Raw genomic sequence first — 25,514 nt, 5'->3', positions numbered from 1 at the left:
CCTCAGGGCCGGTTCCGGCGCAATAGCGCCTGCTTGAAGCGGTCGAACTCGTGGTTGAAGTCCAGTGTACGCTTCTGCGAAGTCATGGCAGCCTGGACCTCGCTGCCATCGCCGCCCTGGGCCGGCTTGATCCAGACCCAAACCCGGCGATCACGAATATAGAACATCGAGAATACGCCCAGCACCAGCAGCAGGCAGCCCAGGTATACGGCGGTCTTGCCGGGCGTGCGGCTTACCTGGAAGACACTGGCCTGCACGTGGTCGAAATTGCTCAGCGCCAGGAACACCGGCGCCGGATACACGTTCAGGTCGGACAGCGCCGCCACGGCCAGCCGCGACCATTGCGCTGCACGCTCGGCCTCCGGGCCATCGGCCGGCAGCGCCGGCAAGCCGGCCCGCTCGCGCGCCACGGCCCGCAACTCGGACATGGACACGCCGATCAGCCGAATCACCACGTCGGCGGCGCGCTCCAGGTCGGCCGGGGCGGTGTTGGCTTGCAGGAAATCGGCGATCGCCTGCAGGCCTCCCTTGGCGAAGGTGTCCAGGGCCCGCTCGGCGGCCGTCTGCAGCGACTGGCGCTCGGCCGCGGCCGGGCTGTTGCGTTCGGCGAAACGGCGGGCGGCCTCGCGCCGCGCCGCGGGGTCGGCCAGCGTGGCGCGCAGCTGCATGAACTCGGCCAGGGAGCCCTCGGCATCGGCCGGAATGCGCAAATAGCGGAAATTCTCGGAGGCATTGTTGCGCACCCCCGCCAGGAACACGGCGGCGCCGTCCAGTTCGACCGGCAGCATGTAGTTCATGAACTCGTGGGCCTGCCCGGCCTGGTCGACCAGGCGGTACTCGACGCTGGGGCCGACGTTGCGCAGGTTCTCGTTCTTCTTGCCGGCGGCGCTGCCCGTCACGGACGCGACGTGCTCGCCGAAACTCAGGCGGTTGGCCCCCGGCGTACCGCCGGACAGGTCCTCGACGTTGATGGGACGCAGCGCGGTGATTTCCACCTGCATGTCCCGGGCGCTGCCGTCGGGACCGCGCGCGGTGATCTCGGCCGGCTTGCCCACCGTGCCGTCCAGGTCGAAGGCCGCGCTGGCTGCGCCGACCAGCGGGTACCCCTTCAAGCTGACACTGCTGCCGCCGTCATCGAAACTGGACTGGTAGACCGTGACCCCCTTGTAGCGCAGCGGCTCGTTGACCTCGATGGTGGATTCGAAGGTCTTGCCAGTGTCAGGGTCGGTGACCTCCACCTCGCTGGCGAAACGGCTGGGCATGCCCGTGGAGTAGTAGTCGATCAGGAATTTCTTGAGTTTCAGGGTAAACGGCAGGGGTTGCACCAAGGCGCCGTCGCCCACCATGACCACGGCAGTGCTGGCCTGGCCTCCCTCGGGAATCAGGACGCTGGCGCGAAAGCTGGGGTTCGCGACCGACAGGCGCCCGCTGGCAGGCACCTGCGAGATCAGCATGTTCTCGACAATAGGTTGCTTGCCGCCCAGCAGCACTTGCAACCGCACCGCCAGCTCGCTGTCGAGCAGCCCGCCCAGGCAGATGATGACCATGGCCGCGTGCGCGCAGATATAACCCAGCCGGTTGGCGCTGCCCTTCTTGGCGGCCAGCATCACGCTGTCGCCGTCGCGGCGCTCGCGCACGGCGTAGCCCTGTTGCGCCAGCAGGCCCTTGATGCCGCCGGCCGCGCCATCTACCGGGGCGGCGTCGCGGATCTCGACGCGGTGCGGGAAAGCGCGCAGGCTGCTGGCGCGCACGTGCTCGCGGAACGACCGGGCATCGCGCAGCATCTTGGGCGTATTGCGGATGAGGCACACCGAGGTGGACACCACCAGGAAGCCCATGATGGCCAGGAACCACCAGCTGTTGTACACGTGCCAGATCGAGAACTTGTCGAAGACCTCGAACCAGAACGGCCCGAACTGGTCGATGTAGGTATTGGACGAGCGGTTCTGCACCAGCACCGTGCCCAGCACGCTGGCCACGCAGATGAACATCAGCAGGCTCACGGCGAAGCGCATCGAACCAAGCAGTTCGAAGAGATCGCGCGGCAGGCTGCGCAAGGGGTGGCGAGAAGGCTGGGCGGTGGCGTTCATGAAAAAAAGGGGGTGCCGTGCTGCCGGCTTTCCCCCTTATGGACAGCGTGCCTGGAATCCGGTTCCGGGCGCGCTGCGGTATTGTTGCGCGGGCCGGCCGCGCCTGGACGGGACCCGCGCCTAGCGCAGGCCCGCGGCGTAGTCGGACACCGCCTTGATGTCGGCGTCGGACATGCGGTCGGCGATGTCGTGCATGACGTCGTTGTTGGCGCGGTCGCCGCTGCGGAACAGCTTCAGCTGCTCTTCGATGTACCCGGGATGCTGGCCAGCCAGGCGCGGATACTGGCTGGGCAGGCCGGCGCCGTCGGCCGAGTGGCAGGCCGCGCAGGCCGGCACGTTGCGGTCGGGCAGGCCGCCGCGCCAGATCTTGCGGCCCAGTTCGACCAGGTCCTCGTGGCCGGCGCTGGCCGGCTCGGTCAGGGGCTGCTGCGTCAGGTAGAGCGCCACGTTCTGCATGTCCTGCGGCGTCAGGTTCTGCGCCATGGCGGTCATGGGCGTCGGGTTGCCTTCCGGGCCATTGCGCGCCGGCTTCTCGGCGCCTTGCTTGGTCTGGAAGTCGACCAGCTGCTTGACCAGGTATTCGTGAGGTTGCGCGGCCAGGTTGGGGTTGACCGGAATGGTGCTGTTGCCCGCCGCGCCGTGACAGGACGCACAGGCCACGATGCCGCGCGAGGCGTCGCCCTGGTCGTACAATTCCTGCCCCTTGGCGGCATCGGGCTTCGCCGGCGCGGCGGCGCCTTCGGCAGCGAAACTGGAGGAGAATAGAGACGCACCGAGCATCAGCCCGCTTGCTACCAACATCCGGGACAGCACACGCTTCATTGAAAACCTCGACGATCGGATCTCGATCAAGGCGCCAAAGCGCCCCATGCCTGCCCCATGCCGTGCCGGATCGGACGTACATTCGCCCTGGGCCGTTTCCGCCTTCGGCAGGCGGAAAAAGCCGGCGCTGTGCAGGGGGACCACTGTTGCAAACGCACGATTATACAATAGGGTTCGCAACCAACCGTATCGGCCCTCTTCCGTGTCCCTCCTGCACCGCGCCTCTTTCTTCGTTTCGGCGGCCCGCCTCGACCAGCTGCCCGCACCCGGCGCCCCCGAGGTCTGCTTCGTCGGCCGCTCCAACGCCGGCAAATCCTCGGCCATCAACGTGCTGTGCAACCAGCGTCGGCTGGCGTTCTCCAGCAAGACTCCCGGCCGCACGCGGCTGATCAACCTGTTCGGCCTGCCCGACCCGCTCGCCCCGGACCAGCCACTGGGCTTCCTGGTCGACTTGCCCGGGTACGGCTACGCCTCGGTGGCGCACAAGGAAAAGGAAAAATGGGCCGACATCCTGGGCGGCTATCTGCGCGACCGTCCCTCCCTGGCCGGCATCGTGCTGCTCATCGACATCCGCCGCGGCGTCACCGAGCTCGACCGGCGCCTGGCGGACTTCATCGCCCCCACCGGCCGGCCGGTGCTGGCGCTGCTGACCAAGGCCGACAAGCTGCCCTACGGCCAGCGCCAGCGCGCCGTATACGCGGTGCGCAAGGACCTGGCCGACATCGGCGCCCTGCACACCGTGCCGTTCTCGGCCACCGAACGCATCGGGCTGGCCGAGGCCACCCAGCACATCGAGAACTGGATCTCCCCCAAGGTAGTGCCATGAATCCGCATATCATCTCCCCCGCCTTTCCCGTGTCGCGGCCGCGCCGGCTGCGCCGCGACGACTTCACCCGCCGCCTGGTGCGCGAGCACGCCCTCACGGTCAACGACCTCATCTATCCGGTGTTCGTGGCCGAAGGCAGCGGCCTGCGGCAGCCGGTGCCGTCCCTGCCGGGCGTGATGCGCTATTCGCCCGACACCCTGCTGGGCGCGGCCGAGGAATGCGTGGCCCTGGGCATCCCCGTGATGGCCCTGTTCCCGGTCATCGATCCGGCGCTCAAGACGCCCGACGGGGCCGAGGCCGCCAACCCGGAAGGCCTCATTCCGCGCGTGGTCGCGGCGCTGAAGCAGCGCTTCCCCCAGCTCGGCGTGCTTACCGACGTCGCGCTCGACCCGTACACCAGCCATGGCCAGGACGGCGTCATCGACGCAGAGGGCTACGTCCTCAACGAGCCGACCGTGCAGATCCTGATCCGCCAGGCGCTGGTGCAGGCCGCCGCCGGGGTCGATATCGTGGCGCCCAGCGACATGATGGACGGGCGCATCGGCGCCATCCGCCAGGCGCTCGAAGCCGACCAGCACATCCACACGCGCATCATGGCCTACTCGGCCAAGTACGCCAGCGCGTTCTACGGTCCGTTCCGCGACGCCGTCGGGTCGGCTGCGAACCTGGGCAAGTCCAACAAAATGGCCTACCAGATGGATCCGGGCAACCTCGACGAGGCGTTGCGCGAAGTGGCGGCCGACCTGCAGGAAGGCGCCGACATGGTCATGGTCAAGCCCGGGATGCCGTACCTGGACGTGTTGCGGCGAGTCAAGGACACCTTCCGCGTACCCACCTTCGCCTACCAGGTCAGCGGCGAATACGCCATGATCAAGGCGGCCGCGGCCAACGGCTGGCTGGACCACGACAAGGTCATGATGGAAGCGCTGCTGGGCTTCAAGCGCGCCGGCGCCGACGGCATCCTGACCTACTTCGCCGTGGAAGCCGCCAAGCTGCTCAAGCAGCAGCAATAGAGGCGCAAGCTGCGGCCAGGTGTCAGGCTCCGCAGGTGCCTGACACCGAAACTTGCAGAGACGGCTTCACAATTGACATTTGGCGTCAGGCACCCTGGCGGGCGCCTGACACAGGGCAAAAGCGGCGGCTACAGGCCGGCCGGCCCTAGCGCGCCAGCACGCGGTCCAGCACCGCCGCGAAGCGTGGCGCATCCTGGAAGCCGATGACGCGCGCATCGGCGATGGGCGCCCCGCCCGGCGCAAAAAACAGGATGCCCGGCGGGCCGAACAGGCGGAACCGCTTCAGCAATTCGCGGTCGTCGGCATTGTTCGCGGTGACGTCGGCCTGCAGCAGCAGCATGCGCGACATCCGGCCGGCCACGGCCGGATCGGAAAACGTGAAGCGCTCCATTTCGCGGCACGACACGCACCAATCGGCATAGAAGTCCAGCATGACGGGCTGCGTGCTCTGCGCCAGCAGGGCGTCCAGCTCGGCGCTGGTACGCACCCGCTTGAATTCCACCGGGCCGGCGGCCGCCAGCGGCGCCGGCCCGCCGCCGCGCTGCGCCAGGTGCGACAGCGGCTGCAGCACGTCGCGGCCGCCACTGGCCGCGCCGACCAGCCATGCCACGCCAGCCAGGGCCAGCAGCAAGCCGAGCCCCTTGGCGAACATGCGCGGGGCGCCCGCGCCAGCGGGCAAGGCCTCGAAGGCGTGCAGCATCACCGCCGCGACGACTGCCAGGAACGCCCAGCCCGCCATCTGCAGCCAAGTCGGCACAATGGGGATCAGCATCCACCAGGCGGTGGCCAGCAACAACATGCCGAACAGCCGCTTGACGCCATCCATCCAGGGGCCGGTCTTGGGCAGCAGCGCGCTTGATGAAGCGCCCACCACCAGCAGCGGCACCCCCATGCCCCAGGCCATGGCGAACAGCGCGGCGCCACCCAGCACCACGTCGCCGGTCTGGGAGATATACAGCAAGGCGCCCGCCAGCGGCGCGGCCACGCAGGGCCCCAGGATCAACGCCGACACGGCGCCCATGGCCAGCGCGCCCGTGGCGCGTCCGCCCGGGATACGGGCCGAGCGTGTCGACAGCCAGCCCTGCATCGCGGCCGGTACCTGGAAATCGAAGGCGCCGAAGGTAGCCAGCGCCAGCGCCGCCAGCACGGCCGCGAAAATGGCCAGCACCCAGGGCGTCTGCAGCCATGCGGCCAGGCCCGCGCCGCTCAGCCCGGCGGCGACACCCAGCGCCGTGTAGACGACCGACATGCCCAGCACATAGGCGGCCGCCAGCCCCAGGCCGCGCCAGCGGCCGGGGCGCGCGCCGCCGCCCACCACGATGGACGACAGGATGGGGATCATGGGCAGCACGCAAGGCGTGAATGCCAGCAGCAGCCCCAGCAGCCAGAATACGCCGGCCGTCTTGAGCCAGCCCAGCCCGCCAATGGCATCGGCCAGGCCCAGGTCGCCGGCCGACAACAGCGCCCCCAGGCCGCCGCTCGATGCGGAAGCCCCGCTGCCCGCCGGCCCGGCCGGCGTATCGGCAGCAGCGGCGGCGCCGTCCACCGCATACCCGCCGGCCACCGGCACCAGCCGCACGGCGTGGTCCATGGGCGGATAGCACAGGCCCGCATCGGCGCACCCTTGGCTCGTGACGGTCAAGGTGAAGGGCTGGCCCTCGGCCAGCGACACCCGGATAGCCACCTGGTCGTGGTAGACCTCCATGTCCTTCTCGAACGTGGGATCGTATTTCACCTCGCCCTGGGGATACTTCGCCTGGCCGAGCGTGGTCGCGCCTTGCGGGCTGATGGCCAGGCCAAAGCGCTCGCGATACATGTAATAGCCGGGAGCAATGCGATAGCGCAGTTCGACGGCGTCCGGGCCGGCCATGGCGGCGCTGAAGACGAAGGCCTGCTCGGGCGGCAGGAAATCCTCTTCGCCGAGCGCGGCGGCCGGGCGCCAGGCCAGCACGGCCCATGTGGCCGCCAAGGCCAGGCAACCCATCAGGACCCGCCAGGCGGGTCGCGTACGAACCATCAACTGAAACATCGAATTCTCGTGGTTGCCACCGGCCGCCGGGGCCGGCGGGTGGGTCCTATGATCCGGCGCCGCCGGCCTGTGCCCGTACCCAGTCCAGGTAAGGGGCGCTACCGCCGATCACCGGCACGACGATGATCTCGGGAACCTCGTATGGGTGCAGCTTCGCCAGCGCCTGCACCACGGCTTGCTGGCGGCCCGCGGTGGTCTTGATGCAGATGGGGATCTCGTCGGCGCCTTCGATCTCGCCTTCCCAGCGATAGATGGACAGCACCGGCGCGCCAAGGTTCACGCAGGCCGCCAGGCCATCCTCGACCAGCACATGGGCGATGCGCTTGGCCAACAGCAGGTCGGGCGCATTGCTGATCACCAACACGATGTCGTCGTCGCGCAACATGGCTACTCCCAGGGTACGGCTTGCAGCGCCGTCTCGATAGGGTATTTTATCGGCACTGCCCGTGGCGCCGTTTGCGCCCTCCCGCCGAGGCCACCACCATGTCGGACTCCTGCCTTTTCTGCCGCATCGCCCAACACCAGATTCCCGCGCACGTGGTCCACGAGGACGACGACATCCTGGCTTTCCTGGATATCCAGCCGGTGCGCCCAGGCCATGTGCTGGTCATCCCCAAGCAGCATTATCCATACTTCGAAGACCTGCCCGCCGGAACGGCCGGCCGCATCCTGGCGCTGGGCCAGCAACTGGCGCGCGCCATGAAAGCCCTGTACCGGGTCGAGCGCGTGGGCTTCATGTTCACCGGCATCCACGTGGCGCACGCTCATGCCCACCTGGTCCCCATGCATCATCCGCAGGACATCACGTCCACGCAGTACATCGCCCAGAAAGACCTGCAGTTCGTCATGCCGCCGCAATGCCCCGCCGACCAGCTGGCCGGCACCGCTGCGCAGCTGCGCCTGGCGCTGGCTGGCGGCCGGCCCGGTTCAGGTGCCTGACACCCTGGCGGCGTCAAAAAAAACAAGGGCGGGCCCGGAGGCCCGCCCTTGCGCTTATCCACTGGCCGGATTATTCGGCAGCGTTGTCAGCCTCGGTTTCCTGCACTTCAGGACGATCAACCAGCTCCATGTAGGCCATGGGAGCGTTGTCGCCTTGACGGAAACCCATCTTCAGCACGCGGGTGTAGCCGCCGTTGCGGGCAGCGTAGCGCGGGCCGATCTCGGCGAACAGCTTGACCACGGCGTCGCGATCGCGCAGACGGGCAAACGCCAGACGCTTGTTCGCGAGGGTGGGCTCTTTGCCGAGGGTGATGAGGGGCTCGACGACGCGGCGCAGTTCTTTCGCCTTGGGCAGCGTGGTCTTGATCGCTTCGTGCTTGATCAACGAAACGGCCATGTTGCGAAACATGGCAAGACGGTGGCTGCTGGTGCGATTGAGCTTACGCAAACCATTACCGTGACGCATGATAAGTTCCTTTTGAATCTAAAGGCGGCGCTTGCGCCGCCAGGTTATCCGGATCTTCTATCGGCCTGCTGCCAGGCCGCGGTCCGGTGGAAGACGGGGGTAAGAATTACGGACGCTCGAGGCCCAGCGGCGGCCAATTCTCGAGCTTCATGCCCAAGGTCAGGCCACGTGCGGCCAGCACTTCCTTGATTTCGTTGAGCGACTTGCGGCCCAGGTTGGGGGTCTTGAGCAGCTCGTTCTCGGTGCGCTGGATCAGGTCGCCGATGTAGTAGATGTTCTCGGCCTTCAGGCAGTTGGCCGAACGCACGGTGAGCTCCAGGTCGTCGACCGGACGCAGCAGCACCGGGTCGATCTGCGGCGTGCCGCGCACCGGGGCCTCGTACGAATCGCCAGCGCCTTCAAGGGCGGCGAACACCGAGATCTGGTCCATCAGGATGCGGGCCGATTGGCGCACCGCTTCCTCGGGAGAGATCACGCCGTTGGTTTCGATGTCCAGCACCAGCTTGTCCAGGTCGGTGCGCTGCTCGACGCGGGCGCTCTCGACGGCATAGCTGACGCGGCGCACCGGGCTGAACGAAGCGTCCAGCACGATACGGCCGATGGTGTGGGTGCGGTCTTCCGACAGCGCGCGCACATTGCCCGGCACATAGCCGCGGCCCTTTTCAACCTTGACCTGCATCTCCACCTTGCCGGCGTCGGTCAGGTTGCAGATGACATGGTCGGGGTTGATGATCTCGACGTCGTGCGGCAGCTCGATATCGCCGGCCACCACCGTGCCGGCGCCGTTCTTGCGCAGCACCAGGGTGACTTCATCGCGGTTATGCAGCTTGAAGACCACGCCCTTCAGGTTCAGCAGGATGTCGACGACATCTTCGCGCACGCCCGGGATGGTCGAGTATTCGTGCACCACGCCGGTCATCTGCACTTCGGTGGGCGCATAGCCCGTCATCGAGGACAGCAGGATGCGGCGCAGGGCGTTGCCCAGCGTATGGCCGTAGCCGCGCTCGAACGGCTCCATCACGATCTTGGCGTGGTGGGTGCCGACCGGTTCGACTTCAATGGAACGCGGCTTCAGAAAACCTTGAGTGGACATTTACAGTATTCCTTTTCAATACCCTCGGCTCGTTACACCGATAAGGCTGATGGAAACAAGAAAAACACGGCAGGAATGCCGTTCGATACTTACCGCAAAGCCCGCCCCGCGAAAACGCGGAAAGCGGGCTGCTGCGGGACCTGCAATCGGCTGCTCGGCACAAGCGCGCACCCGGCGGGCGCCGCGCCTGCGGCGATTAACGCGAGTACAGTTCGACGACCATCGATTCGTTGATGTCGCGGGCGACATCAGCGCGGTCGGGAACCGACTTGAACGTGCCCGACATCTTATTGCTGTCGACTTCCACCCACTGGGGGATGCCGATGCTGGAGGCCAGGTCGAGCGATTCGCGGATACGGCCTTGCTTCTTGGCCTTTTCACGCACGGTGATCACGTCGCCCGCCTTCACGATCATCGAGGCGATATCGGCGGTGTGGCCGTTCAGCTCGATGGCGCGGTGGGCGACCAGCTGGCGAGCCTCGGCGCGCGTCGAGCCGAAGCCCATGCGGTATACGACGTTGTCCAGGCGCGATTCGAGCAGCTGGATCAGCGTTTCGCCGGTGTTGCCGCGGCGGCGCTCCGCTTCAGCGAAGTACTTGCGGAATTGCTTTTCCAGCACGCCGTACATGCGCTTGAGCTTCTGCTTTTCACGCAGCTGCAGGCCGTAGTCGGAAGTGCGGGCACCCGAAGTGCGGCCATGCTGGCCGGGCTTGGAATCCAGCTTGCACTTGGAATCCAGCGAGCGGCGGGCGCTCTTCAGGAACAGGTCGGTGCCCTCGCGGCGCGAGAGCTTGCATTTGGGTCCAGTATAACGAGCCATGTGGATTCCCTTTAGATACGACGACGCTTCGGCGGACGGCAGCCGTTGTGCGGAACGGGCGTGATGTCAGCGATGCTCGAGATCTTGATGCCCAGGGCGTTGAGCGCGCGCACCGACGATTCGCGGCCGGGGCCGGGGCCCTTGATGCGCACTTCGAGGGTCTTGATGCCGTATTCCAGCGCGACGCGGCCGGCCGTTTCAGCAGCCACCTGCGCGGCGAACGGCGTCGACTTGCGCGAACCCTTGAAGCCCGCGCCACCCGAAGTCGCCCACGACAGGGCATTGCCCTGGCGGTCGGTGATGGTGATGATGGTGTTGTTGAAGGACGCGTGGACGTGCGCGATGCCGTCCGAGACGTTCTTCTTGACCTTTTTGCGTACGCGCGAAGCGCCGCTGGTGGAAGCTTTCGCCATAATCCTGTTCCTCGATTATTTCTTCAGGGACGCAGCAGCACGACGCGGTCCCTTGCGGGTGCGGGCGTTGGTGCGGGTGCGCTGGCCGCGCACGGGCAAACCGCGCTTGTGACGCATGCCGCGGTAGGTGCCCAGATCGATCAAGCGCTTGATCGACAGTTGCACTTCGCGACGCAGGTCACCCTCGACCGTGAACACACCCACGTGCTCGCGGATGCGCTCCAGTTCAGCGTCGGTCAGGTCCTTGACCTTTTTGGTAAGGGGTACATTTGCTGCTTCGCAGATCTTGCGAGCGCGCGTACGACCGATGCCAAAAATGGCGGTCAGGCCGATTTCGGCGTGCTGTTGCGGCGGAATGTTAATGCCAGCAATACGGGCCATGACTGTTCCTTGAATAAATCCGTTGCGTGTCGCTAACCAGGTTAGCCTTGACGCTGCTTGTGACGCGGGTCGGTGCAGATGACGCGCACCACGCCGTGACGTTTGATAACTTTGCAGTTGCGGCAGATCCGCTTAACCGATGCCATTACTTTCATGGTTGACTCCTAATTTTCCGTAATCCGGTCGCTCATTTAGAGCGGAAAACGATTCTTGCCCGCGTCAGGTCATAGGGCGTGAGCTCCACTGTGACCTTGTCGCCCGGCAGGATCCGGATGTAATGCATACGCATCTTGCCGGAAATATGGCCTAGCACCACGTGGCCGTTTTCGAGCTTGACGCGAAAAGTCGCGTTGGGAAGGTTCTCGAGAACCTCTCCTTGCATCTGGATGACGTCGTCCTTAGACATTTCTTCTGCTATCGCATCGGCAAACCCGAGGAACCCTTGAAGTTCGCTTTCTTGAGCAGCGAGTCGTACTGGTGCGACATCATGTACGCCTGAACCTGCGCCATGAAGTCCATCGTCACCACCACGATGATCAACAAGGACGTGCCACCAAAATAAAACGGTACGTTCCAGCGCATCACCAGGAATTCCGGCAGCAGGCACACCAGGGTGATGTACAGCGCACCCACTAGCGTCAAGCGCATCAGAATCTTGTCGATGTAGCGCGCCGTCTGTTCACCCGGACGGATGCCGGGAACGAAGGCACCGCTCTTCTTCAGGTTATCTGCCGTTTCCCGGCTGTTGAACACCAGAGCCGTATAGAAGAAGCAGAAGAAAATGATCGCGGCCGAATACAGCGTGATGTAGAGCGGCTGACGGGGCTCGAGCGCCGCCGCCAGGTCGCGCAGCCACAGCATGCTGTCGCCGGTCGAGAACCAGCTCGTGATCGTGGCCGGGAACAGGATGATCGACGACGCGAAGATCGGCGGAATCACCCCGGCCATGTTCAGCTTGAGCGGCAGGTGCGAGCTCTGGCCACCGTAGATCTTGTTGCCCACTTGCCGCTTGGCATAGTTGACCGTGATCTTGCGCTGGCCGCGCTCCACGAACACCACGAAGGCCGTCACCAGCACCACCAGGGCCACGATGAACAGCGCCGACGGCACCGACATCGCATTGGTGCGGACCAGGTCCAGCAACCCGGCCAGCGCCGAAGGCAGGCCGGCGACGATACCCGCGAAAATCAGGATCGAGATACCGTTGCCCAGGCCACGCTCGGTGATCTGCTCGCCCAGCCACATGATGAACATGGTGCCGGTGACCAGCGTCACGACGGTCGTGAAGCGGAACAGCATGCCCGGATCGATCACCAGGCCCGGCTGGGACTCCAGCGCCACCGAAATACCCACCGCCTGCACCAGCGCCAGCACGACCGTGCCATAGCGGGTGTACTGGGTGATCTTGCGGCGGCCGGCCTCGCCCTCTTTCTTGAGGGCTTCCAGCGAGGGCACCACCACCGACATCAGCTGCATGATGATCGATGCAGAAATGTACGGCATGATCCCCAGGGCGAAGATCGAAAAGCGCGACAGCGCGCCGCCCGAGAACATGTTGAACAGGCCCAGGATCCCGCCCTGGTTCTGGCGGAACAGGTCCGCCAGCGCGTCCGGGTTGATGCCCGGAACGGGGATGTGTGTACCCAGTCGGTAAACCACCAGGGCGAGCACCAGGAACACGAGACGACGCTTCAAGTCGCCGTATCGCGCTCCAGTTTTGCCCAGTGCCTGTGCATTAGCCACGTGTTACCTCGTAATCAGGCAAGCGAGCCGCCAGCGGCTTCGATGGCGGCGCGCGCGCCGGCCGTCGCGGTGATGCCCTTGAGCGTCACCTTGCGCGAAAGTTCGCCCGACTTGATGACCTTGGCGTAGCGCACTTGCTGGCCAACCACGCCGGCAGCCTTCAGCACTTGCACGTCGACTTCGTCGGCGGACAGGGCTTGCAGGTCCGACAGGCGGACTTCGGCGTACAGGTGCTGGCCCAGCGGCGTGAAGCCGCGCTTGGGCAGGCGACGCTGCAGCGGCATCTGGCCGCCTTCGAAGCCAACCTTGTGGAAGCCGCCCGAACGCGACTTCTGGCCCTTGTGGCCACGGCCGGCGGTCTTGCCCAGGCCCGAGCCGATGCCACGGCCGACGCGGCGCTTGGCGTGCTTGCTGCCCTCGGCGGGCTTGAGCGTATTGAGTTGAATATCCGACATCGTGATTCCTTAGGCTTCCGAGACGGAGACGAGATAATCCACCTTGCGGATCATCCCGCGCACCTCGGGCGTGTCGACCAGAACGCGGCTGCTGTTGACGCGGCGCAGGCCCAGGCCGCGGATGGTATCGCGGTGGGATTGCTTGGTGCCGATCACCGAGCGCACGAGGGTAACTTTGATCTGCTTCTGAGCCATGATTTACCCCAGAATCTCTTCGACGGTCTTGCCGCGCTTGGCAGCCACTTCCGACGGAGTCAGGGAAGCGCGCAGGCCGTTCAGCGTGGCACGGACCATGTTGTAGGGGTTGCTGGAGCCGAGGCTCTTGGCAACCACGTTGCGCACGCCCATCACCTCGAAGATGGCGCGCATCGGGCCGCCGGCGATCACGCCGGTACCTTCGGCCGCGGGCGAGATCAGCACGGTGGAGGCGCCATGCTTGCCGACCACGGAGTGATGCAGCGTGCCGTTCTTCAGGGCAACCTTGAACATGCCGCGGCGGGCCTGTTCCATCGCCTTCTGGACGGACACCGGCACTTCGCGCGCCTTGCCCTTGCCCATGCCGATGCGGCCGTCGCCGTCGCCGACCACGGTCAGCGCGGCAAAGCTCATGGTGCGACCACCCTTGACCACCTTGCTCACGCGGTTGACCGCGATCATCTTTTCGCGCAGGCCGTCGTCGTTCTCTTTTTCCGCGGCGCCTTTGCCTTGTACTTTAGCCATTTGACAGATCCTCGCTTAGAACTTCAGGCCGGCTTCACGCGCGGCATCGGCCAGCGCTTTCACGCGGCCATGGTAACGAAAGCCCGAGCGATCGAAGGCGACCAGTTCGATACCGGCGGCCTTGGCCTTTTCGGCAACGCGCTTGCCCACCAGCGTGGCGGCGGCGGTGTTGCCGCCCTGGCCGCTTTGGCCGGCCAGCTGCGCACGCACTTCGGGTTCCAGCGTGGAAGCGCTGACCAGCACGCGATCGCCTTCCGGCGAAATGATGTTGGCGTAGATGTGCAGGTTCGAGCGGAAAATCGAGAGGCGATGAACGCGCAGCTCGGAGATCTTCCGGCGGGTCGGAACCGCACGACGCAAACGGGAAACTTTTTTGTCCATGATTCGTCCTTGCGTGCGCCGTTATTTCTTCTTGGTCTCTTTGATGACGACGCGTTCGTCCGCATAGCGCACGCCCTTGCCCTTGTAGGGTTCGGGTTCGCGATAGGCGCGGATTTCAGCGGCCACCTGACCGACGACTTGCTTGTTGGAGCCCTTGATGACGATTTCCGTCTGGGTGGGGCATTCGGCCTTCACGCCGGCGGGCAGCTTGTGCACGATGTCGTGCGAAAAGCCCAGCTGCAGCTTGACGGCGTCGCCTTGAACCTGGGCGCGATAACCCACGCCGACCAGGTTCAGCTTGCGTTCGAAGCCCTTGCTCACGCCGGTGACCATGTTGGCCACCAGGGCGCGCACGGTGCCCGACATGGCGCCGGCATGGCGCGACTCGTTGGCGGCGACAAACGTCAGCTTGCCGTCGTCCAGCGCGATGGTGACATCGCCGGTCAGCGGCTGGCTCAGGGTGCCCAGCGGGCCCTTGACGGTGATCTGGTCCTGCTGGATGCTGGCTTCAACACCCTTGGGCAGTTCGACCGGGTACTTAGCGATACGTGACATTCGAGTTTCTCCTTAGGCCACGTAGCACAGGACTTCGCCGCCGACGCCGTTGGCACGGGCCTTGCGGTCGGTCATGACGCCGCGCGAGGTCGAAACGATGGCCACGCCCAGGCCGTTCATGACCTGAGGAATGCTGCTGCGGCCCTTGTAGATACGCAGGCCGGGGCGCGAGACGCGTTCGATGCGCTCGATGACCGGACGGCCGGCGTAGTACTTCAGGGTGATTTCCAGCTCAGGCTTGGCCTGCGTGCCCTTGACTTCAAAGCCGTCGATGTAGCCTTCATCCTGCAGCACGGCGGCAATGGCCGCCTTCAGCTTCGAGGAGGGCATGCTCACCGTAACTTTGTCAACTTGCTGCGCATTGCGAATGCGAGTCAGCATATCGGCGATGGGATCGCTCATGCTCATGTTTTTTCTCCTACCAGCTGGCCTTGGTGATGCCCGGGATTTCCCCGTTCATCGCCATTTCACGCAGTTTGTGGCGGGTCAGCCCAAACTTGCGGAACACGCCGCGCGGACGGCCCGTGACGACGCAGCGGTTGCGCTGGCGCGTCGGGTTGGCATTGCGCGGCAGCTGTTGCAGCTTCAGCCGAGCTTGGTAACGTTCTTCGTCGGTCTTCGACTGGTCGTCGATGATCGCCTTCAGTTCGGCGCGGCGAGCGGCGTACTTGTCGGCCAGCTTGGCGCGCTTGATGTCGCGATTGATGAGGGAAAGTTTAGCCACGTCATCAGCCTCTTAGTTACGGAACGGGAAGCTGAAGGCGGTCAGCAGCGCCTTGGCTTCGTCGTCGGTCTTGGCGGTGGTGGTGATGCTGATGTTCAGCCCACGCAGCGCGTCGATCTTGTCGTACTCGATTTCGGGGAAAATGATCTGCTCTTTCACCCCGATGTTGTAGTTGCCGCGGCCGTCGAACGCACGGCCCGAGATGCCGCGGAAGTCGCGCACGCGCGGCAGCGCCACGGCCACCAGGCGGTCCAGGAATTCGTACATGCGCTGGCCGCGCAGGGTGACCATGCAGCCGATCGGGTAGTTCTCGCGGATCTTGAAACCGGCGATAGCCTTGCGGGTCTTGGTCACGACGGGCTTCTGGCCGGCGATCTTGGTCAGGTCGGCAACGGCGTGCTCGATGACCTTCTTGTCAGCGACCGCTTCCGAAACGCCCATGTTCAGGGTGACCTTGGTGATGCGCGGCACTTCCATCAGGCTCTTGTAGCCGAACTTGGCCTGCAGGTCGGGAGCAACCTTGCTCTTGTAGAAATCTTGCAAACGAGACATGTCTGTCGCCCCTTACGCCTTGGCGCCGACAACGGCACCATTGGAACGGAACACGCGGACCTTGCGGCCGTCGACTTCCTTGACGCCGACGCGATCGCCCTTGCCCGTGGCGGGGTTGAACAGCGCCACGTTCGAGATGTGGATCGGCAGGGTCTTTTCGACGATGCCACCGGGGTTGTTGGCCATCGGGTTGGCCTTGACGTGCTTCTTGACGACGTTCACGCCCTCGACCAGGACGTGGTCGGCATCGACGCGAGCCAGCACGGTGCCGCGACGCTTCTTGTCGCGGCCGGTCAGGACGATGACTTCGTCGCCTTTACGAATGTTGTTCATCGTGGGCTCCTTACAGCACTTCGGGCGCCAGCGACACGATCTTCATGAACTTCTCGGTACGCAGTTCGCGCGTAACGGGTCCGAAGATGCGGGTGCCGATGGGCTCCAGCTTGGCGTTGAGCAACACGGCGGCATTGCCACCGAAACGAATCAGCGAACCGTCCTTGCGGCGCACGCCCTTGGCGGTGCGAACCACCACGGCGTTGTAGATTTCGCCTTTCTTGACGCGCCCGCGCGGGGCCGCATCCTTGACGCTCACCTTGATGATGTCGCCGATACCGGCATAACGGCGCTTGGAGCCACCGAGCACCTTGATGCACATGACAGCGCGCGCACCGGTGTTGTCGGCCACGTCCAGCGTGGTCTGCATTTGGATCATGATTTTTCCTGTTCCAACTTAACCGGAATCACAGCGCCCCACCGAGGAACACCGCTCTTCCCGCCAGTTTTGGTCCCGTCAGGTCCGCCGCACGCTTTGAAGACGATCCTCAAAGGCGGTACCGCGACCCTGGGTTGAAATCCTGCGGATACTTTTCCCGACGCCCTTGCCGGCAAGCCGCGGCCCGGTCAGCGACCTAACCGCCGCCCTACAAATGACGACAATTCGGGAAAGCTGTCAATTCTACCCCGTCGTCTAAAAAGAAGCAAGTCTTCCAGGCGCGTCGTCGTGCCATGCGCGCCACAGGGGCGCCAACCGCTACGTCACCGTTTTCTGCCTGCGTAGAAACGGGCTTCCCAGGTATCGTGATTGGCCTTGCCGCGCCGCACCTCGTCGGTCAGCGGCGCGGCGGCCAGCACCAGGCGATTCAGCCAGCGCACGGGCGCCCGGCAGGGGCGCTCGAAGTCGACGAACAGCACGGCGCGCAGGCCGCCGGTGTCATTGTGCACCTGGTGGGGGTAGAGATCGTCGAAGACCACGGCCCGGCCTTCCTCCCAGGCATAACGCTGCCCGCCGACCTCGATCCAGCAGCGCTCGCGCGGCTCGGGCACCACCAGGCCCAAGTGCAGGCGCAGCACCCCATTGTATGGACCGCGGTGCAGCGGAATCCGCTTGCCGGGTTCGAGTATCGAGAAAAACGCCGTCCGCAGCCCCGGAATACAGGCGAGCGCATCCGCGGTGGCCGGGCAGCGTGCCAGATTGCGGTCCGATCGCATGCCATAGGCCAGGAACAGGAAGGTTTTCCACTGGTCGTCGCCAGTGATCATGCCTACGTCGGGCGAAATTTCGTGGAACGCCGGCAGGCGCTCCCGCTCCTGGAGCAGCGATTGCAGCTCGGCGCGGATGGCCGGCGTCCGGGCTTCCAGGTCCGCGATCCAGCCAAACCGGGCATTGTCGAAGATGGGCTGGTCTCCCACCAGGGAGGCTCGGGCAATGCGATGCTGCAGCCAGTCGAGGAACCGGAAGAAGGCCCGCGAGAACAGGCTGCGTGCGACGGCGGTATCCTGGTTCGGTGTTGGCATGACAGAACGACGAGAGGTGTACGGATGACGTGCCGGCAGGCCTGATACCCCCCCATTTTGTGCAGAGACGCCGGCCGGCGCAAGCCCGCAGGCGATTGGCTCCGGCAGAACCGGCGGCAGTGGCCCAAGCGTCCGCCGCCAAGCTGGTTTAGACTGAAGGGGTCTGATTGCTATTCCCACTTATTTCGCAAGGAACTCAGCATGTATGAACAGTTGGCGCTGTATATCGACGGTGAATTCCTGACCGGCGAAGGCCGTCGTACCCAGGATGTGGTCAATCCCGCCACCCTGGAAGTCCTGGGGCAGTTGCCGCATGCCACGGAGGCCGACCTCGACCGGGCGCTGGCCGCGGCGCAGCGCGCCTTCGAATCCTGGAAGCACAGCTCGCCCATGGAGCGCTCGGCCATCCTGCGCAAGGTAGCCTCGCTGTCGCGTGAGCGGGCCAAGGAAATCGGCCGCAACATGACGCTGGACCAGGGCAAGCCGCTGGCTGAATCGGTCGGCGAAATCACCGCCTGCGCCGAACATGCCGACTGGCATGCCGAGGAATGCCGCCGCATCTACGGCCGCGTGATCCCGCCGCGCAGCCCGGACGTGCGCCAGATCGTGGTGCGCGAACCAATCGGCGTATGCGCCGCGTTCACGCCCTGGAACTTCCCCTATAACCAGGCCATCCGCAAGATCGCGGCCGCGCTCGGCGCGGGCTGCACGGTCATCCTGAAGGGCCCGGAAGATTCCCCCAGCGCGGTCATGGCCATCGCCCGCATGTTCCACGAAGCCGGGCTGCCCAAGGGCTGCCTGAACATTGTCTGGGGCGAGCCCGCCAAGATCTCGGACTACCTGATCCGTTCGCCCATTGTGCGCAAGGTGTCGTTCACGGGCTCGGTGCCGGTGGGCAAGCAGTTGGCCGCTCTGGCTGGCGCCCACATGAAGCGGGTCACCATGGAACTGGGCGGCCATTCCCCGGTGTTGGTGTTCGACGACGCCGACATCGGCCGCGCGGCCGAGATGCTGGCCAAGTTCAAGATCCGCAACGCCGGCCAGGTCTGCGTGTCGCCCACCCGCTTCTACGTACAGGAAGGCGCGTACGAGCAATTCCTGGCGCGCTTCACCGAAGTGCTCAAGGGCATCAAGGTGGGCGACGGCCTCGAGGAAGGCACCCAGATGGGACCGCTGGCGCACGAACGTCGCGTGCCCGCCATGAGCAAGTTCGTGGAAGACGCCAAGAAGCACGGCGGCAAGATCGCGCTGGGCGGCGAGCCGCTTGACCGCAAGGGCTTCTTCTTCTCGCCCACGGTGGTCACGGACCTGCCCGACCACTCCATGCTGATGACCGAAGAACCCTTCGGCCCGGTCGCGCCCGTGGTGCGCTTCAAGGACACCGACGAAGTGCTGCGGCGTGCCAACAGCCTGCCTTTCGGCCTGTCGTCATACGTGTTCACCAACTCGCTGCAGACCGCCACCAAGGTCGGCAACGGGCTGGAAGCCGGCATGGTCAACATCAACCATTTCGGCAGCGCCCTGGCCGAAACGCCCTTCGGCGGCATCAAGGACAGCGGCATCGGCAGCGAAGGCGGCCTGGAAACCTTCGACGGCTACCTGGTCACCAAGTTCATCACGCATGTATAAGTAGTAGGGCCCACCCCCGTAGCGCTGCGCGCTACCCCCTCAAGGGGGCGACGCTGGCGGACCGGCAAAGCCGGCTCCGCGGCCTCCCCGCCCCGGGCGGCACCCGAAACGGGCAAGAAAAAACGGCAAGGATCGCTCCTTGCCGTTTTTCATGACGAGGCGGCCGAGGCCGCCCGCCAGGTGCTGCTTAGATGATGCGCACCGCTTCGACCAGTCGCACCACGCTCCAGGACTTCGAGCGCGAGATGGGACGGCCTTCCGCGATTTCGACGGTGTCGCCTTCGTTGTACTGGTTCGACTCGTCGTGCGCCTTGTACTTCGCCGAACGCATGACGATCTTGCCATAGATGGGGTGCTTGACGCGTCGTTCGACCAGAACGACCACGGTCTTGTCCATCTTGTTGCTGACGACCTTGCCGACCAGCGTACGCTGGCGCTTGGCTTGAGTGTTTTGGGTTTCGCTCATGATCATTTCCCTGCCTTCTCGGTCAGCAAGGTACGCACGCGCGCGATGTCACGACGCACGTTGCGCAGCTGGCTGGTGTTGGCAAGTTGCTGCGTGGCCTTCTGCATGCGCAGACCGAATTGCGCCTTCAGCAGGCTCTCGAGCTCTTTGCCGAGCTCGGCGGCGTCTTTCGAACGGAGTTCGCTGGCTTTCATTGTGTACTCCTTAAGCACCGATATGACGCGCAACGAACGTGGTCGAGATCGGCAGCTTGGCGGCGGCCAGGCGGAACGCCTCGCGCGCCAGCTCTTCGCTGACCCCTTCCATTTCGTAGAGCACCTTGCCGGGCTGGATCTCGGCGACCCAGTACTCGGGGTTGCCCTTACCATTACCCATCCGGACTTCGGCAGGCTTCTGCGAGATCGGCTTATCCGGGAAAATGCGGATCCAGATACGGCCGCCACGCTTGATGTGACGGTTGATGGCACGACGCGCCGCTTCGATCTGACGGGCGGTCAGACGGCCGCGGCCGGTGGCCTTCAGGCCGAATTCGCCGAACGACACATGCGTGCCGCGCGTGGCGAGACCGGTGTTGCGGCCCTTTTGCTCTTTGCGATATTTTCTGCGAGAGGGTTGCAGCATGGTTATTCTCCTTCAGGCGCCGGGGCCGCGTCCGCCTTGCGGGGACCACGACCACGACCACCCGGACGACCGGGGCGACCGCCATCGGGGCGATCACCGCGCGGCGCGCGACGCGGACGGCGTTCTTCTTCACGCGGGGCGGCGGTTTCAGGCGGCAGTTCGCCATTGGCCAGCATGTCGCCCTTGTAGACCCACACCTTGATGCCGATCACACCGTAGGTGGTGTGGGCTTCCGAGGTGCCGTAGTCGATATTGGCCTTCAGCGTGTGAAGCGGCACGCGACCTTCGCGATACCACTCGGTACGCGCGATTTCGATACCGTTCAGGCGGCCCGAGCTCATGATCTTGATGCCCTGGGCGCCCAGGCGCATGGCGTTCTGCATGGCGCGCTTCATGGCGCGGCGGAACATGATGCGCTTTTCGAGCTGTTGCGAGATCGAATCGGCGATCAGCTGGGCGTCGGTCTCCGGCTTGCGGATTTCCTCGATGTTGACGTGCACGGGCACGCCCATCAGACGCTGCAGATCGGCCTTCAGGTTTTCGATGTCTTCGCCGCGCTTGCCGATCACCACGCCCGGACGAGCCGAGTAGACGGTGATGCGGGCGTTCTTGGCGGGACGCTCGATGATGACGCGACCGACCGAGGCGCTCTTGAGCTTCTTCTTCAGGTACTCGCGAACGCGGATGTCTTCGGCCAGCATATTGCCAAAGGCCTTGTCATCGGCGAACCAGCGCGAGGACCAATTACGGGTGACCGCGAGACGGAACCCAGTGGGGTGAATTTTCTGACCCATCGTGACTCCTTAGGCTCCGACCTTGACCGTGATGTGGCAGGTCTGCTTCTCGATGCGGTTACCACGGCCCTTGGCACGAGCCGAGAAACGCTTCATCGATTGCGCCTTGTCGACGAAAATCGTGGTGACTTTCAGTTCGTCGATGTCGGCGCCGTCGTTGTGTTCGGCATTGGCGATGGCGGACTCGACAGCCTTCTTCAGGATGCCGGCGGCCTTCTTGGGGGAAAAGGTGAGGATATTCAGCGCCTGAGCAACCGACTTGCCGCGGATCAGGTCCGCAACCAGACGGGTCTTCTGGGCCGAGATGTGAACCCCACGGATAACGGCAGTAGTTTCCATCGCTTACCTCTTCGCCTTCTTGTCCGCGGCGTGGCCCTTGAACGTACGGGTCAGCGCGAACTCGCCGAGCTTGTGACCGACCATGTTCTCGTTGATGTACACGGGAACATGCTGGCGGCCGTTGTGCACAGCGATCGTCAGGCCGATGAACTCGGGCAGGATCGTGGAACGGCGCGACCAGGTTTTGATCGGCTTCTTGTCTTTGCCCGCGACGGCCGCGTCCACCTTCTTGATGAGGTAGGCGTCGACAAACGGGCCTTTCTTGATCGAACGTGACATAGTGTTCGCCTCTTACTTGCGCTTGCGCCGTTGGACGATCATGTTGTTCGTCCGCTTGTTGCGACGGGTCTTGAAACCCTTCGAGGGCGTGCCCCACGGGCTGACCGGTTCGCGTGCTTCGCCGGTACGGCCTTCGCCGCCACCGTGCGGGTGATCCACCGGGTTCATGGCCACGCCACGAACCGTCGGGCGCACACCGCGCCAACGCATTGCACCGGCCTTGCCGATCTGGCGCAGGCTGTGTTCTTCGTTACCGACTTCACCGATGGTGGCGCGGCACTCGATGTGGACGCGACGGACTTCGCCCGAACGCAGACGCACCTGGGCGTACGTGCCTTCACGAGCCAGCAGCACCGCCGACGCGCCAGCCGAACGCGCCATCTGGGCGCCCTTGCCGGGGATCATCTCGATGCAGTGGATGGTGGTACCCACCGGGATGTTGCGGATCGGCAGCGTGTTGCCGGCGCGGATCGGGGCTTCGATGCCCGAGACCAGCGTGGCGCCCACTTCCAGGCCGCGCGGCGCGATGATGTAGCGACGCTCGCCGTCGGCGTAGCACAACAGGGCGATGTGCGCCGTACGGTTGGGGTCGTACTCGAGGCGTTCCACCTTGGCCTGGATGCCGTCCTTGTTGCGACGGAAGTCGATCACGCGATAGTGCTGCTTGTGACCGCCGCCACGATGGCGAACCGTGATGTGGCCGTTGTTGTTACGGCCCGAGCCACGGGTCTTCTTCTCGAGCAGGGCGGCATGCGGCGCGCCTTTGTGCAGCTTGGGGCTGACGACCTTCACCATGCCGCGACGGCCGGCCGAGGTCGGTTTTACTTTGACGAGGGCCATTTACTTCACCTCCGCAAAGTCGATTTCCTGGCCTTCCTTGAGCGCGACATAGGCCTTGCGCTCGCTGCGGCGACGACCCACGAAGCGGCCAAAGCGCTTGACTTTGCCCTTACGGTTGAGGACCTGCACGGACTCGACCTGCACTTTGAACAGCAGTTCGACGGCAGCCTTGATTTCCGGCTTGGTAGCGTCAGCCACGACACGGAAAGCGACTTGCTGGTTCTTCTCGGCAACGAAGGTGGCCTTTTCGGTCACCACCGGAGCCAGAATGACTTGCATCAAGCGTTCGGCGTTCATCCCAGCATCTCCTCGAGTTGAGCGATGGCCGGCTTGGTGATCAGCACTTTCTTGTAGTGGATCAGCGACAACGGATCGGCATAGCGGGGTTCGACCACGGCAACGTGCGGCAGGTTGCGAGTGGCGAGGTAAACATTTTCATCGACGGCGTCGGTGATGATCAGCACCGAATCGAGACCCAGGGTCTTGAGCTTGGCCACGGCCAGCTTGGTCTTGGGCGATTCGAGGTCGAACGTGTCGACGACGGCGATGCGGTCTTCGCGGGCCAGCTGCGACAAGATCGAGCGGATGCCGGCGCGGTACATCTTCTTGTTGACCTTCTGGCTGAAGTTCTCTTCAGGCGAGTTCGGGAAGGTGCGACCACCCCCACGCCACAGCGGCGACGAGGTCATGCCGGCGCGAGCGCGGCCGGTACCCTTCTGGCGCCAGGGCTTCTTGGTGGTGTGCTTGACTTCGGCACGGTCCTTCTGGGCGCGGTTGCCGCTGCGCGCGTTGGCCTGGTAGGCCACCACGACCTGGTGAACCAGCGCTTCGTTGAAATCGCGACCGAAGATGGTGTCGGGCGCGCTGAACGTAGCGGCCTGACCTTGATCGTTCAGGAGCTTGAGATCCATGATGCTTACGCCCCCTTCTTGGCCGGCGCCTTGATGGCCGGACGCACGACGACATCGCCGCCGGCGTGGCCGGGAACGGCGCCCTTGACCAGCAGCAGGCCGCGTTCAGCGTCGACACGCACGACGTCGAGGTTTTGAACGGTACGGGTGACATCGCCCAGGTGGCCAGCCATGCGCTTGCCGGGGAAGATGCGGCCCGGATCCTGCGCCTGGCCGATCGAGCCGGGCACGCGGTGCGAGCGGGAGTTACCGTGCGAAGCGCGCTGCGAACCGAAGTTGTGGCGCTTGATGGTGCCGGCGAAACCCTTACCGATCGTGGTGCCCGTGACGTCGACCTGCTGGCCGGCTTCGAACACCGATTCCACGGCGATGACCGCGCCGGGGGTGAACTCGGCGAGGCGGGCGGGATCGAGGCGGAATTCTTTCTGGATGCTACCGGCTTCGGCACCGGCCTTGGCGTAATGGCCGGTTTGCGGCTTGGCCACACGCGAGGCACGACGGGTGCCATAAGCCACCTGGATCGCGGCATAGCCGTCGGTTTCCAGAGACTTGATCTGGGTCACGCGGTTGTTCGACACGTCCAGCACGGTCACCGGGATGGATTCACCTTCCTCGGTAAAAATGCGGGTCATGCCGACCTTGCGACCCACCAGACCCAGCCGGTGCGCGGCGGGCGTGGACGTCGAATTCGACATTGTTTTCTCCATTCCCGACTACGATTGGTCGGGGCTAATCGGGCAAAAGGTAAAGGCTTTCACCCTACAGGACTAAGTAACCAAAACCGCGCGCGGCTAGACGCCCGGCCAGGGTTGCTGTTGCCACAAAATGGCAAGCTTCGCATATTAGCACGATTTTTCCAGCCAGCACAAGTACTTAGACGCCTGGCCGCCGGGGAGCGGCCCTCTCGGCCAGGATCAGGTACAGGCCGCTGGCGATGATGACCGCGCTGCCCGCCAGGGCGGCCGGCGTCGGCACTTCGCCCCAGATGGCATAGCCCAGGGCGATGGCCAGCACGATGCGGCTATAGCTGAGGGCCCCCGCCAGCGCCGGCGGCACCTGCCGGAAAGCCTGGGTCTGCGAATACTGCCCCAGCGCGCCCGCCAGGCCGGCCCCGCCCAGCACCAGCCAGCCGACGGCATCCGGCGCGATCCAGCCCAGGGGCAGCCAGCAGGCGGTCACCAGGGTCGCCAGGGCGGTGAAGTAGAAGACCACGCAAGTGGGATGCTCCGAGCCGCTGGTCTTGCGGGTCAGCACCATGCCCAGCGCATACAGGAGCGTGCTGCCCAGGCCGGCCAGCGCCCCCGCGTCGAACAGGCCGGCGCCGGGCGGCGCGATGAGCAGCACCCCGGCGAAGCCGATGATTATCGCCGCCCAGCGCCGCGCGCCGACCCGTTCCGCCAGGATCGGCGCCGACAGCGCGGCGATCATCAGGGGCCCGACATAGGTATAGGCCGTGGCGTCGGCAAAAGGCAACAGGTGGTATGACCAGAAGCTCAGGACCATGGATGCCACCATCAGGACGCTGAGCACGGCGATCGCCGCCGGCCGGCTAGTGCGCAGCACTGCGACCCCGCCCTGGTGACGCGCCAGCAGCAGTATGGGAAGCAGCGCGACCGCGCTGCGCAGAAAGACCGCCTGGCCGAAGGGATAGACCTCGACGGCCCACTTCACCAGGGCGTTCATGAAGGCGAACGCCGCCACGGAGACGAGCAAGTGCGCGATGCCGGCGCCAAGCCGGATGTCGGCCATGGGCGGCACGCGACCGCCGGCCGCCGGCACGGGGGACGGCGCCAGGGGGACCGGATTCATGGCCGGGCCA

At 65.0% G+C, this 25,514-nt stretch carries 38 protein-coding genes; 4 read left to right on the top strand and 34 right to left on the bottom strand.

All coding sequences use genetic code 11. The features are described 5' to 3' along the window. Positions 1–2: 2 nt before the first annotated feature. Together ACKTT0_RS09095 and ACKTT0_RS09090 are read right to left on the bottom strand one after the other, a co-directional pair. On the bottom strand, positions 3–2,090 hold the full coding sequence (locus ACKTT0_RS09095) for a cytochrome c biogenesis protein ResB (protein ID WP_407849582.1): 2,088 nt from the start codon (positions 2,088–2,090) through the stop codon (positions 3–5). A 120-nt stretch (positions 2,091–2,210) separates the two neighbouring features. Further along, positions 2,211–2,912: a c-type cytochrome gene (locus ACKTT0_RS09090; RefSeq protein WP_407849581.1), complete on the bottom strand. Its 702-nt coding sequence runs from the start codon at positions 2,910–2,912 to the stop codon at positions 2,211–2,213. 202 nt (positions 2,913–3,114) lie between these two features. Between ACKTT0_RS09090 and yihA the strand changes: the two genes are divergently transcribed. Together yihA and hemB are read left to right on the top strand one after the other, a co-directional pair. Continuing rightward, the gene (yihA, locus tag ACKTT0_RS09085) at positions 3,115–3,738 is read left to right on the top strand and encodes a ribosome biogenesis GTP-binding protein YihA/YsxC (RefSeq protein ID WP_407849580.1); all 624 of its coding nucleotides are present in this window, start codon (positions 3,115–3,117) and stop codon (positions 3,736–3,738) included. Then, positions 3,735–4,751, top strand: coding sequence for a porphobilinogen synthase (hemB, locus tag ACKTT0_RS09080; protein WP_407849579.1), 1,017 nt, complete (start codon positions 3,735–3,737; stop codon positions 4,749–4,751). The genes yihA and hemB overlap by 4 nt, the downstream gene beginning before the upstream one ends. A 145-nt stretch (positions 4,752–4,896) precedes the next feature. On the opposite strand, the gene dsbD is transcribed toward hemB, so the two are convergent. Together dsbD and cutA are read right to left on the bottom strand one after the other, a co-directional pair. Then, entirely contained in the window at positions 4,897–6,768 is a 1,872-nt protein-coding gene (dsbD, locus tag ACKTT0_RS09075; RefSeq protein ID WP_407849578.1) for a protein-disulfide reductase DsbD, read from the bottom strand. A gap of 58 nt (positions 6,769–6,826) precedes the next feature. Further along, positions 6,827–7,165 (bottom strand): divalent-cation tolerance protein CutA, encoded by a 339-nt coding sequence (gene cutA, locus ACKTT0_RS09070; protein ID WP_407849577.1) that lies wholly within the window; start codon positions 7,163–7,165, stop codon positions 6,827–6,829. A 98-nt stretch (positions 7,166–7,263) separates the two neighbouring features. Between cutA and ACKTT0_RS09065 the strand changes: the two genes are divergently transcribed. After that, positions 7,264–7,719 carry an HIT family protein gene (locus ACKTT0_RS09065; protein WP_407849576.1) on the top strand — a complete coding sequence of 152 codons (456 nt, stop codon included), beginning with the start codon at positions 7,264–7,266 and terminating at the stop codon, positions 7,717–7,719. A gap of 70 nt (positions 7,720–7,789) precedes the next feature. On the opposite strand, the gene rplQ is transcribed toward ACKTT0_RS09065, so the two are convergent. The 19 genes from rplQ to ACKTT0_RS08970 form a co-directional block, all read right to left on the bottom strand. Next, on the bottom strand, positions 7,790–8,185 hold the full coding sequence (gene rplQ, locus ACKTT0_RS09060; protein WP_028355423.1) for a 50S ribosomal protein L17: 396 nt from the start codon (positions 8,183–8,185) through the stop codon (positions 7,790–7,792). 106 nt (positions 8,186–8,291) lie between these two features. Beyond that, a complete protein-coding gene (locus ACKTT0_RS09055) occupies positions 8,292–9,278 on the bottom strand; it encodes a DNA-directed RNA polymerase subunit alpha (protein WP_028355424.1) in 987 nt (328 codons plus the stop codon). 196 nt (positions 9,279–9,474) lie between these two features. Beyond that, positions 9,475–10,098 (bottom strand): 30S ribosomal protein S4, encoded by a 624-nt coding sequence (rpsD, locus tag ACKTT0_RS09050; protein WP_407849575.1) that lies wholly within the window; start codon positions 10,096–10,098, stop codon positions 9,475–9,477. An 11-nt stretch (positions 10,099–10,109) separates the two neighbouring features. Next, positions 10,110–10,511, bottom strand: a complete 402-nt coding sequence (gene rpsK / locus ACKTT0_RS09045) for a 30S ribosomal protein S11 (RefSeq protein ID WP_006216516.1) — start codon at positions 10,509–10,511, stop codon at positions 10,110–10,112. A 15-nt stretch (positions 10,512–10,526) separates the two neighbouring features. Then, the gene (gene rpsM / locus ACKTT0_RS09040; RefSeq protein ID WP_028355426.1) at positions 10,527–10,892 is read right to left on the bottom strand and encodes a 30S ribosomal protein S13; all 366 of its coding nucleotides are present in this window, start codon (positions 10,890–10,892) and stop codon (positions 10,527–10,529) included. 41 nt (positions 10,893–10,933) lie between these two features. Next, a complete protein-coding gene (rpmJ, locus tag ACKTT0_RS09035; protein WP_003806928.1) occupies positions 10,934–11,047 on the bottom strand; it encodes a 50S ribosomal protein L36 in 114 nt (37 codons plus the stop codon). Positions 11,048–11,079: 32 nt separating this feature from the next. Then, complete coding sequence (infA, locus tag ACKTT0_RS09030; protein WP_003806927.1) at positions 11,080–11,298, bottom strand: translation initiation factor IF-1; 219 nt, start codon at positions 11,296–11,298, stop codon at positions 11,080–11,082. A gap of 8 nt (positions 11,299–11,306) precedes the next feature. Beyond that, on the bottom strand, positions 11,307–12,635 hold the full coding sequence (secY, locus tag ACKTT0_RS09025) for a preprotein translocase subunit SecY (RefSeq protein ID WP_407849574.1): 1,329 nt from the start codon (positions 12,633–12,635) through the stop codon (positions 11,307–11,309). A 14-nt stretch (positions 12,636–12,649) separates the two neighbouring features. Beyond that, positions 12,650–13,090, bottom strand: coding sequence for a 50S ribosomal protein L15 (gene rplO, locus ACKTT0_RS09020; protein WP_028355428.1), 441 nt, complete (start codon positions 13,088–13,090; stop codon positions 12,650–12,652). A 9-nt stretch (positions 13,091–13,099) separates the two neighbouring features. Then, a complete protein-coding gene (gene rpmD / locus ACKTT0_RS09015; protein ID WP_407849573.1) occupies positions 13,100–13,285 on the bottom strand; it encodes a 50S ribosomal protein L30 in 186 nt (61 codons plus the stop codon). 3 nt (positions 13,286–13,288) lie between these two features. After that, on the bottom strand, positions 13,289–13,810 hold the full coding sequence (gene rpsE / locus ACKTT0_RS09010) for a 30S ribosomal protein S5 (protein WP_028355430.1): 522 nt from the start codon (positions 13,808–13,810) through the stop codon (positions 13,289–13,291). A gap of 15 nt (positions 13,811–13,825) precedes the next feature. Beyond that, positions 13,826–14,191, bottom strand: coding sequence for a 50S ribosomal protein L18 (gene rplR, locus ACKTT0_RS09005; RefSeq protein ID WP_012251753.1), 366 nt, complete (start codon positions 14,189–14,191; stop codon positions 13,826–13,828). 21 nt (positions 14,192–14,212) lie between these two features. Then, positions 14,213–14,746 (bottom strand): 50S ribosomal protein L6, encoded by a 534-nt coding sequence (gene rplF / locus ACKTT0_RS09000; RefSeq protein ID WP_407849572.1) that lies wholly within the window; start codon positions 14,744–14,746, stop codon positions 14,213–14,215. Between the two features lie 12 nt (positions 14,747–14,758). Beyond that, the gene (gene rpsH / locus ACKTT0_RS08995) at positions 14,759–15,154 is read right to left on the bottom strand and encodes a 30S ribosomal protein S8 (protein ID WP_028355432.1); all 396 of its coding nucleotides are present in this window, start codon (positions 15,152–15,154) and stop codon (positions 14,759–14,761) included. A 10-nt stretch (positions 15,155–15,164) separates the two neighbouring features. Further along, positions 15,165–15,470 (bottom strand): 30S ribosomal protein S14, encoded by a 306-nt coding sequence (rpsN, locus tag ACKTT0_RS08990; protein WP_028355433.1) that lies wholly within the window; start codon positions 15,468–15,470, stop codon positions 15,165–15,167. Between the two features lie 12 nt (positions 15,471–15,482). Beyond that, positions 15,483–16,022 (bottom strand): 50S ribosomal protein L5, encoded by a 540-nt coding sequence (gene rplE / locus ACKTT0_RS08985; RefSeq protein ID WP_028355434.1) that lies wholly within the window; start codon positions 16,020–16,022, stop codon positions 15,483–15,485. Between the two features lie 12 nt (positions 16,023–16,034). Beyond that, entirely contained in the window at positions 16,035–16,355 is a 321-nt protein-coding gene (gene rplX / locus ACKTT0_RS08980) for a 50S ribosomal protein L24 (RefSeq protein WP_012251758.1), read from the bottom strand. 10 nt (positions 16,356–16,365) lie between these two features. Beyond that, a complete protein-coding gene (gene rplN, locus ACKTT0_RS08975; protein WP_005017313.1) occupies positions 16,366–16,734 on the bottom strand; it encodes a 50S ribosomal protein L14 in 369 nt (122 codons plus the stop codon). Positions 16,735–17,057: 323 nt separating this feature from the next. After that, positions 17,058–17,816, bottom strand: a complete 759-nt coding sequence (locus ACKTT0_RS08970) for an aspartyl/asparaginyl beta-hydroxylase domain-containing protein (protein WP_407849571.1) — start codon at positions 17,814–17,816, stop codon at positions 17,058–17,060. 201 nt (positions 17,817–18,017) lie between these two features. Here ACKTT0_RS08970 and ACKTT0_RS08965 point away from each other — a divergent pair, with 201 nt between their 5' ends. Next, positions 18,018–19,445 (top strand): NAD-dependent succinate-semialdehyde dehydrogenase, encoded by a 1,428-nt coding sequence (locus ACKTT0_RS08965; protein ID WP_407849570.1) that lies wholly within the window; start codon positions 18,018–18,020, stop codon positions 19,443–19,445. 187 nt (positions 19,446–19,632) lie between these two features. Here the strand turns inward: ACKTT0_RS08965 and rpsQ are convergent, their stop codons facing one another. The 11 genes from rpsQ to ACKTT0_RS08910 all read right to left on the bottom strand — a co-directional run bounded on the left by rpsQ (position 19,633) and on the right by ACKTT0_RS08910 (position 25,504). Continuing rightward, entirely contained in the window at positions 19,633–19,911 is a 279-nt protein-coding gene (gene rpsQ, locus ACKTT0_RS08960; protein WP_028355436.1) for a 30S ribosomal protein S17, read from the bottom strand. A gap of 2 nt (positions 19,912–19,913) precedes the next feature. Then, positions 19,914–20,105, bottom strand: a complete 192-nt coding sequence (rpmC, locus tag ACKTT0_RS08955; RefSeq protein WP_003806912.1) for a 50S ribosomal protein L29 — start codon at positions 20,103–20,105, stop codon at positions 19,914–19,916. Between the two features lie 10 nt (positions 20,106–20,115). After that, positions 20,116–20,532, bottom strand: a complete 417-nt coding sequence (rplP, locus tag ACKTT0_RS08950; RefSeq protein WP_006389610.1) for a 50S ribosomal protein L16 — start codon at positions 20,530–20,532, stop codon at positions 20,116–20,118. 2 nt (positions 20,533–20,534) lie between these two features. Then, the gene (gene rpsC / locus ACKTT0_RS08945; RefSeq protein WP_407849569.1) at positions 20,535–21,326 is read right to left on the bottom strand and encodes a 30S ribosomal protein S3; all 792 of its coding nucleotides are present in this window, start codon (positions 21,324–21,326) and stop codon (positions 20,535–20,537) included. Between the two features lie 9 nt (positions 21,327–21,335). After that, positions 21,336–21,665 carry a 50S ribosomal protein L22 gene (gene rplV / locus ACKTT0_RS08940; RefSeq protein ID WP_160351904.1) on the bottom strand — a complete coding sequence of 110 codons (330 nt, stop codon included), beginning with the start codon at positions 21,663–21,665 and terminating at the stop codon, positions 21,336–21,338. 3 nt (positions 21,666–21,668) lie between these two features. After that, positions 21,669–21,944 carry a 30S ribosomal protein S19 gene (rpsS, locus tag ACKTT0_RS08935; RefSeq protein WP_407849568.1) on the bottom strand — a complete coding sequence of 92 codons (276 nt, stop codon included), beginning with the start codon at positions 21,942–21,944 and terminating at the stop codon, positions 21,669–21,671. A 12-nt stretch (positions 21,945–21,956) separates the two neighbouring features. Then, positions 21,957–22,784, bottom strand: coding sequence for a 50S ribosomal protein L2 (rplB, locus tag ACKTT0_RS08930; RefSeq protein ID WP_028355440.1), 828 nt, complete (start codon positions 22,782–22,784; stop codon positions 21,957–21,959). Further along, positions 22,785–23,081 (bottom strand): 50S ribosomal protein L23, encoded by a 297-nt coding sequence (gene rplW / locus ACKTT0_RS08925; RefSeq protein WP_028355441.1) that lies wholly within the window; start codon positions 23,079–23,081, stop codon positions 22,785–22,787. Next, positions 23,078–23,695, bottom strand: coding sequence for a 50S ribosomal protein L4 (gene rplD / locus ACKTT0_RS08920; RefSeq protein ID WP_028355442.1), 618 nt, complete (start codon positions 23,693–23,695; stop codon positions 23,078–23,080). Before rplD ends, rplW begins: the two co-directional genes overlap by 4 nt. A 5-nt stretch (positions 23,696–23,700) precedes the next feature. Further along, positions 23,701–24,390 (bottom strand): 50S ribosomal protein L3, encoded by a 690-nt coding sequence (gene rplC / locus ACKTT0_RS08915; protein WP_028355443.1) that lies wholly within the window; start codon positions 24,388–24,390, stop codon positions 23,701–23,703. 178 nt (positions 24,391–24,568) lie between these two features. Further along, entirely contained in the window at positions 24,569–25,504 is a 936-nt protein-coding gene (locus tag ACKTT0_RS08910; RefSeq protein ID WP_407849567.1) for a DMT family transporter, read from the bottom strand. Positions 25,505–25,514: the final 10 nt, after the last annotated feature.

The sequence above is a fragment of the Bordetella saccharivorans genome, from assembly GCF_045862855.1.
Taxonomy (GTDB): Bacteria; Pseudomonadota; Gammaproteobacteria; order Burkholderiales; family Burkholderiaceae_B; genus Bordetella_A; species Bordetella_A petrii_F.
Note: the sequence above shows the minus strand (reverse complement) of the source record. Positions and strands in the feature narration are given on the sequence as shown.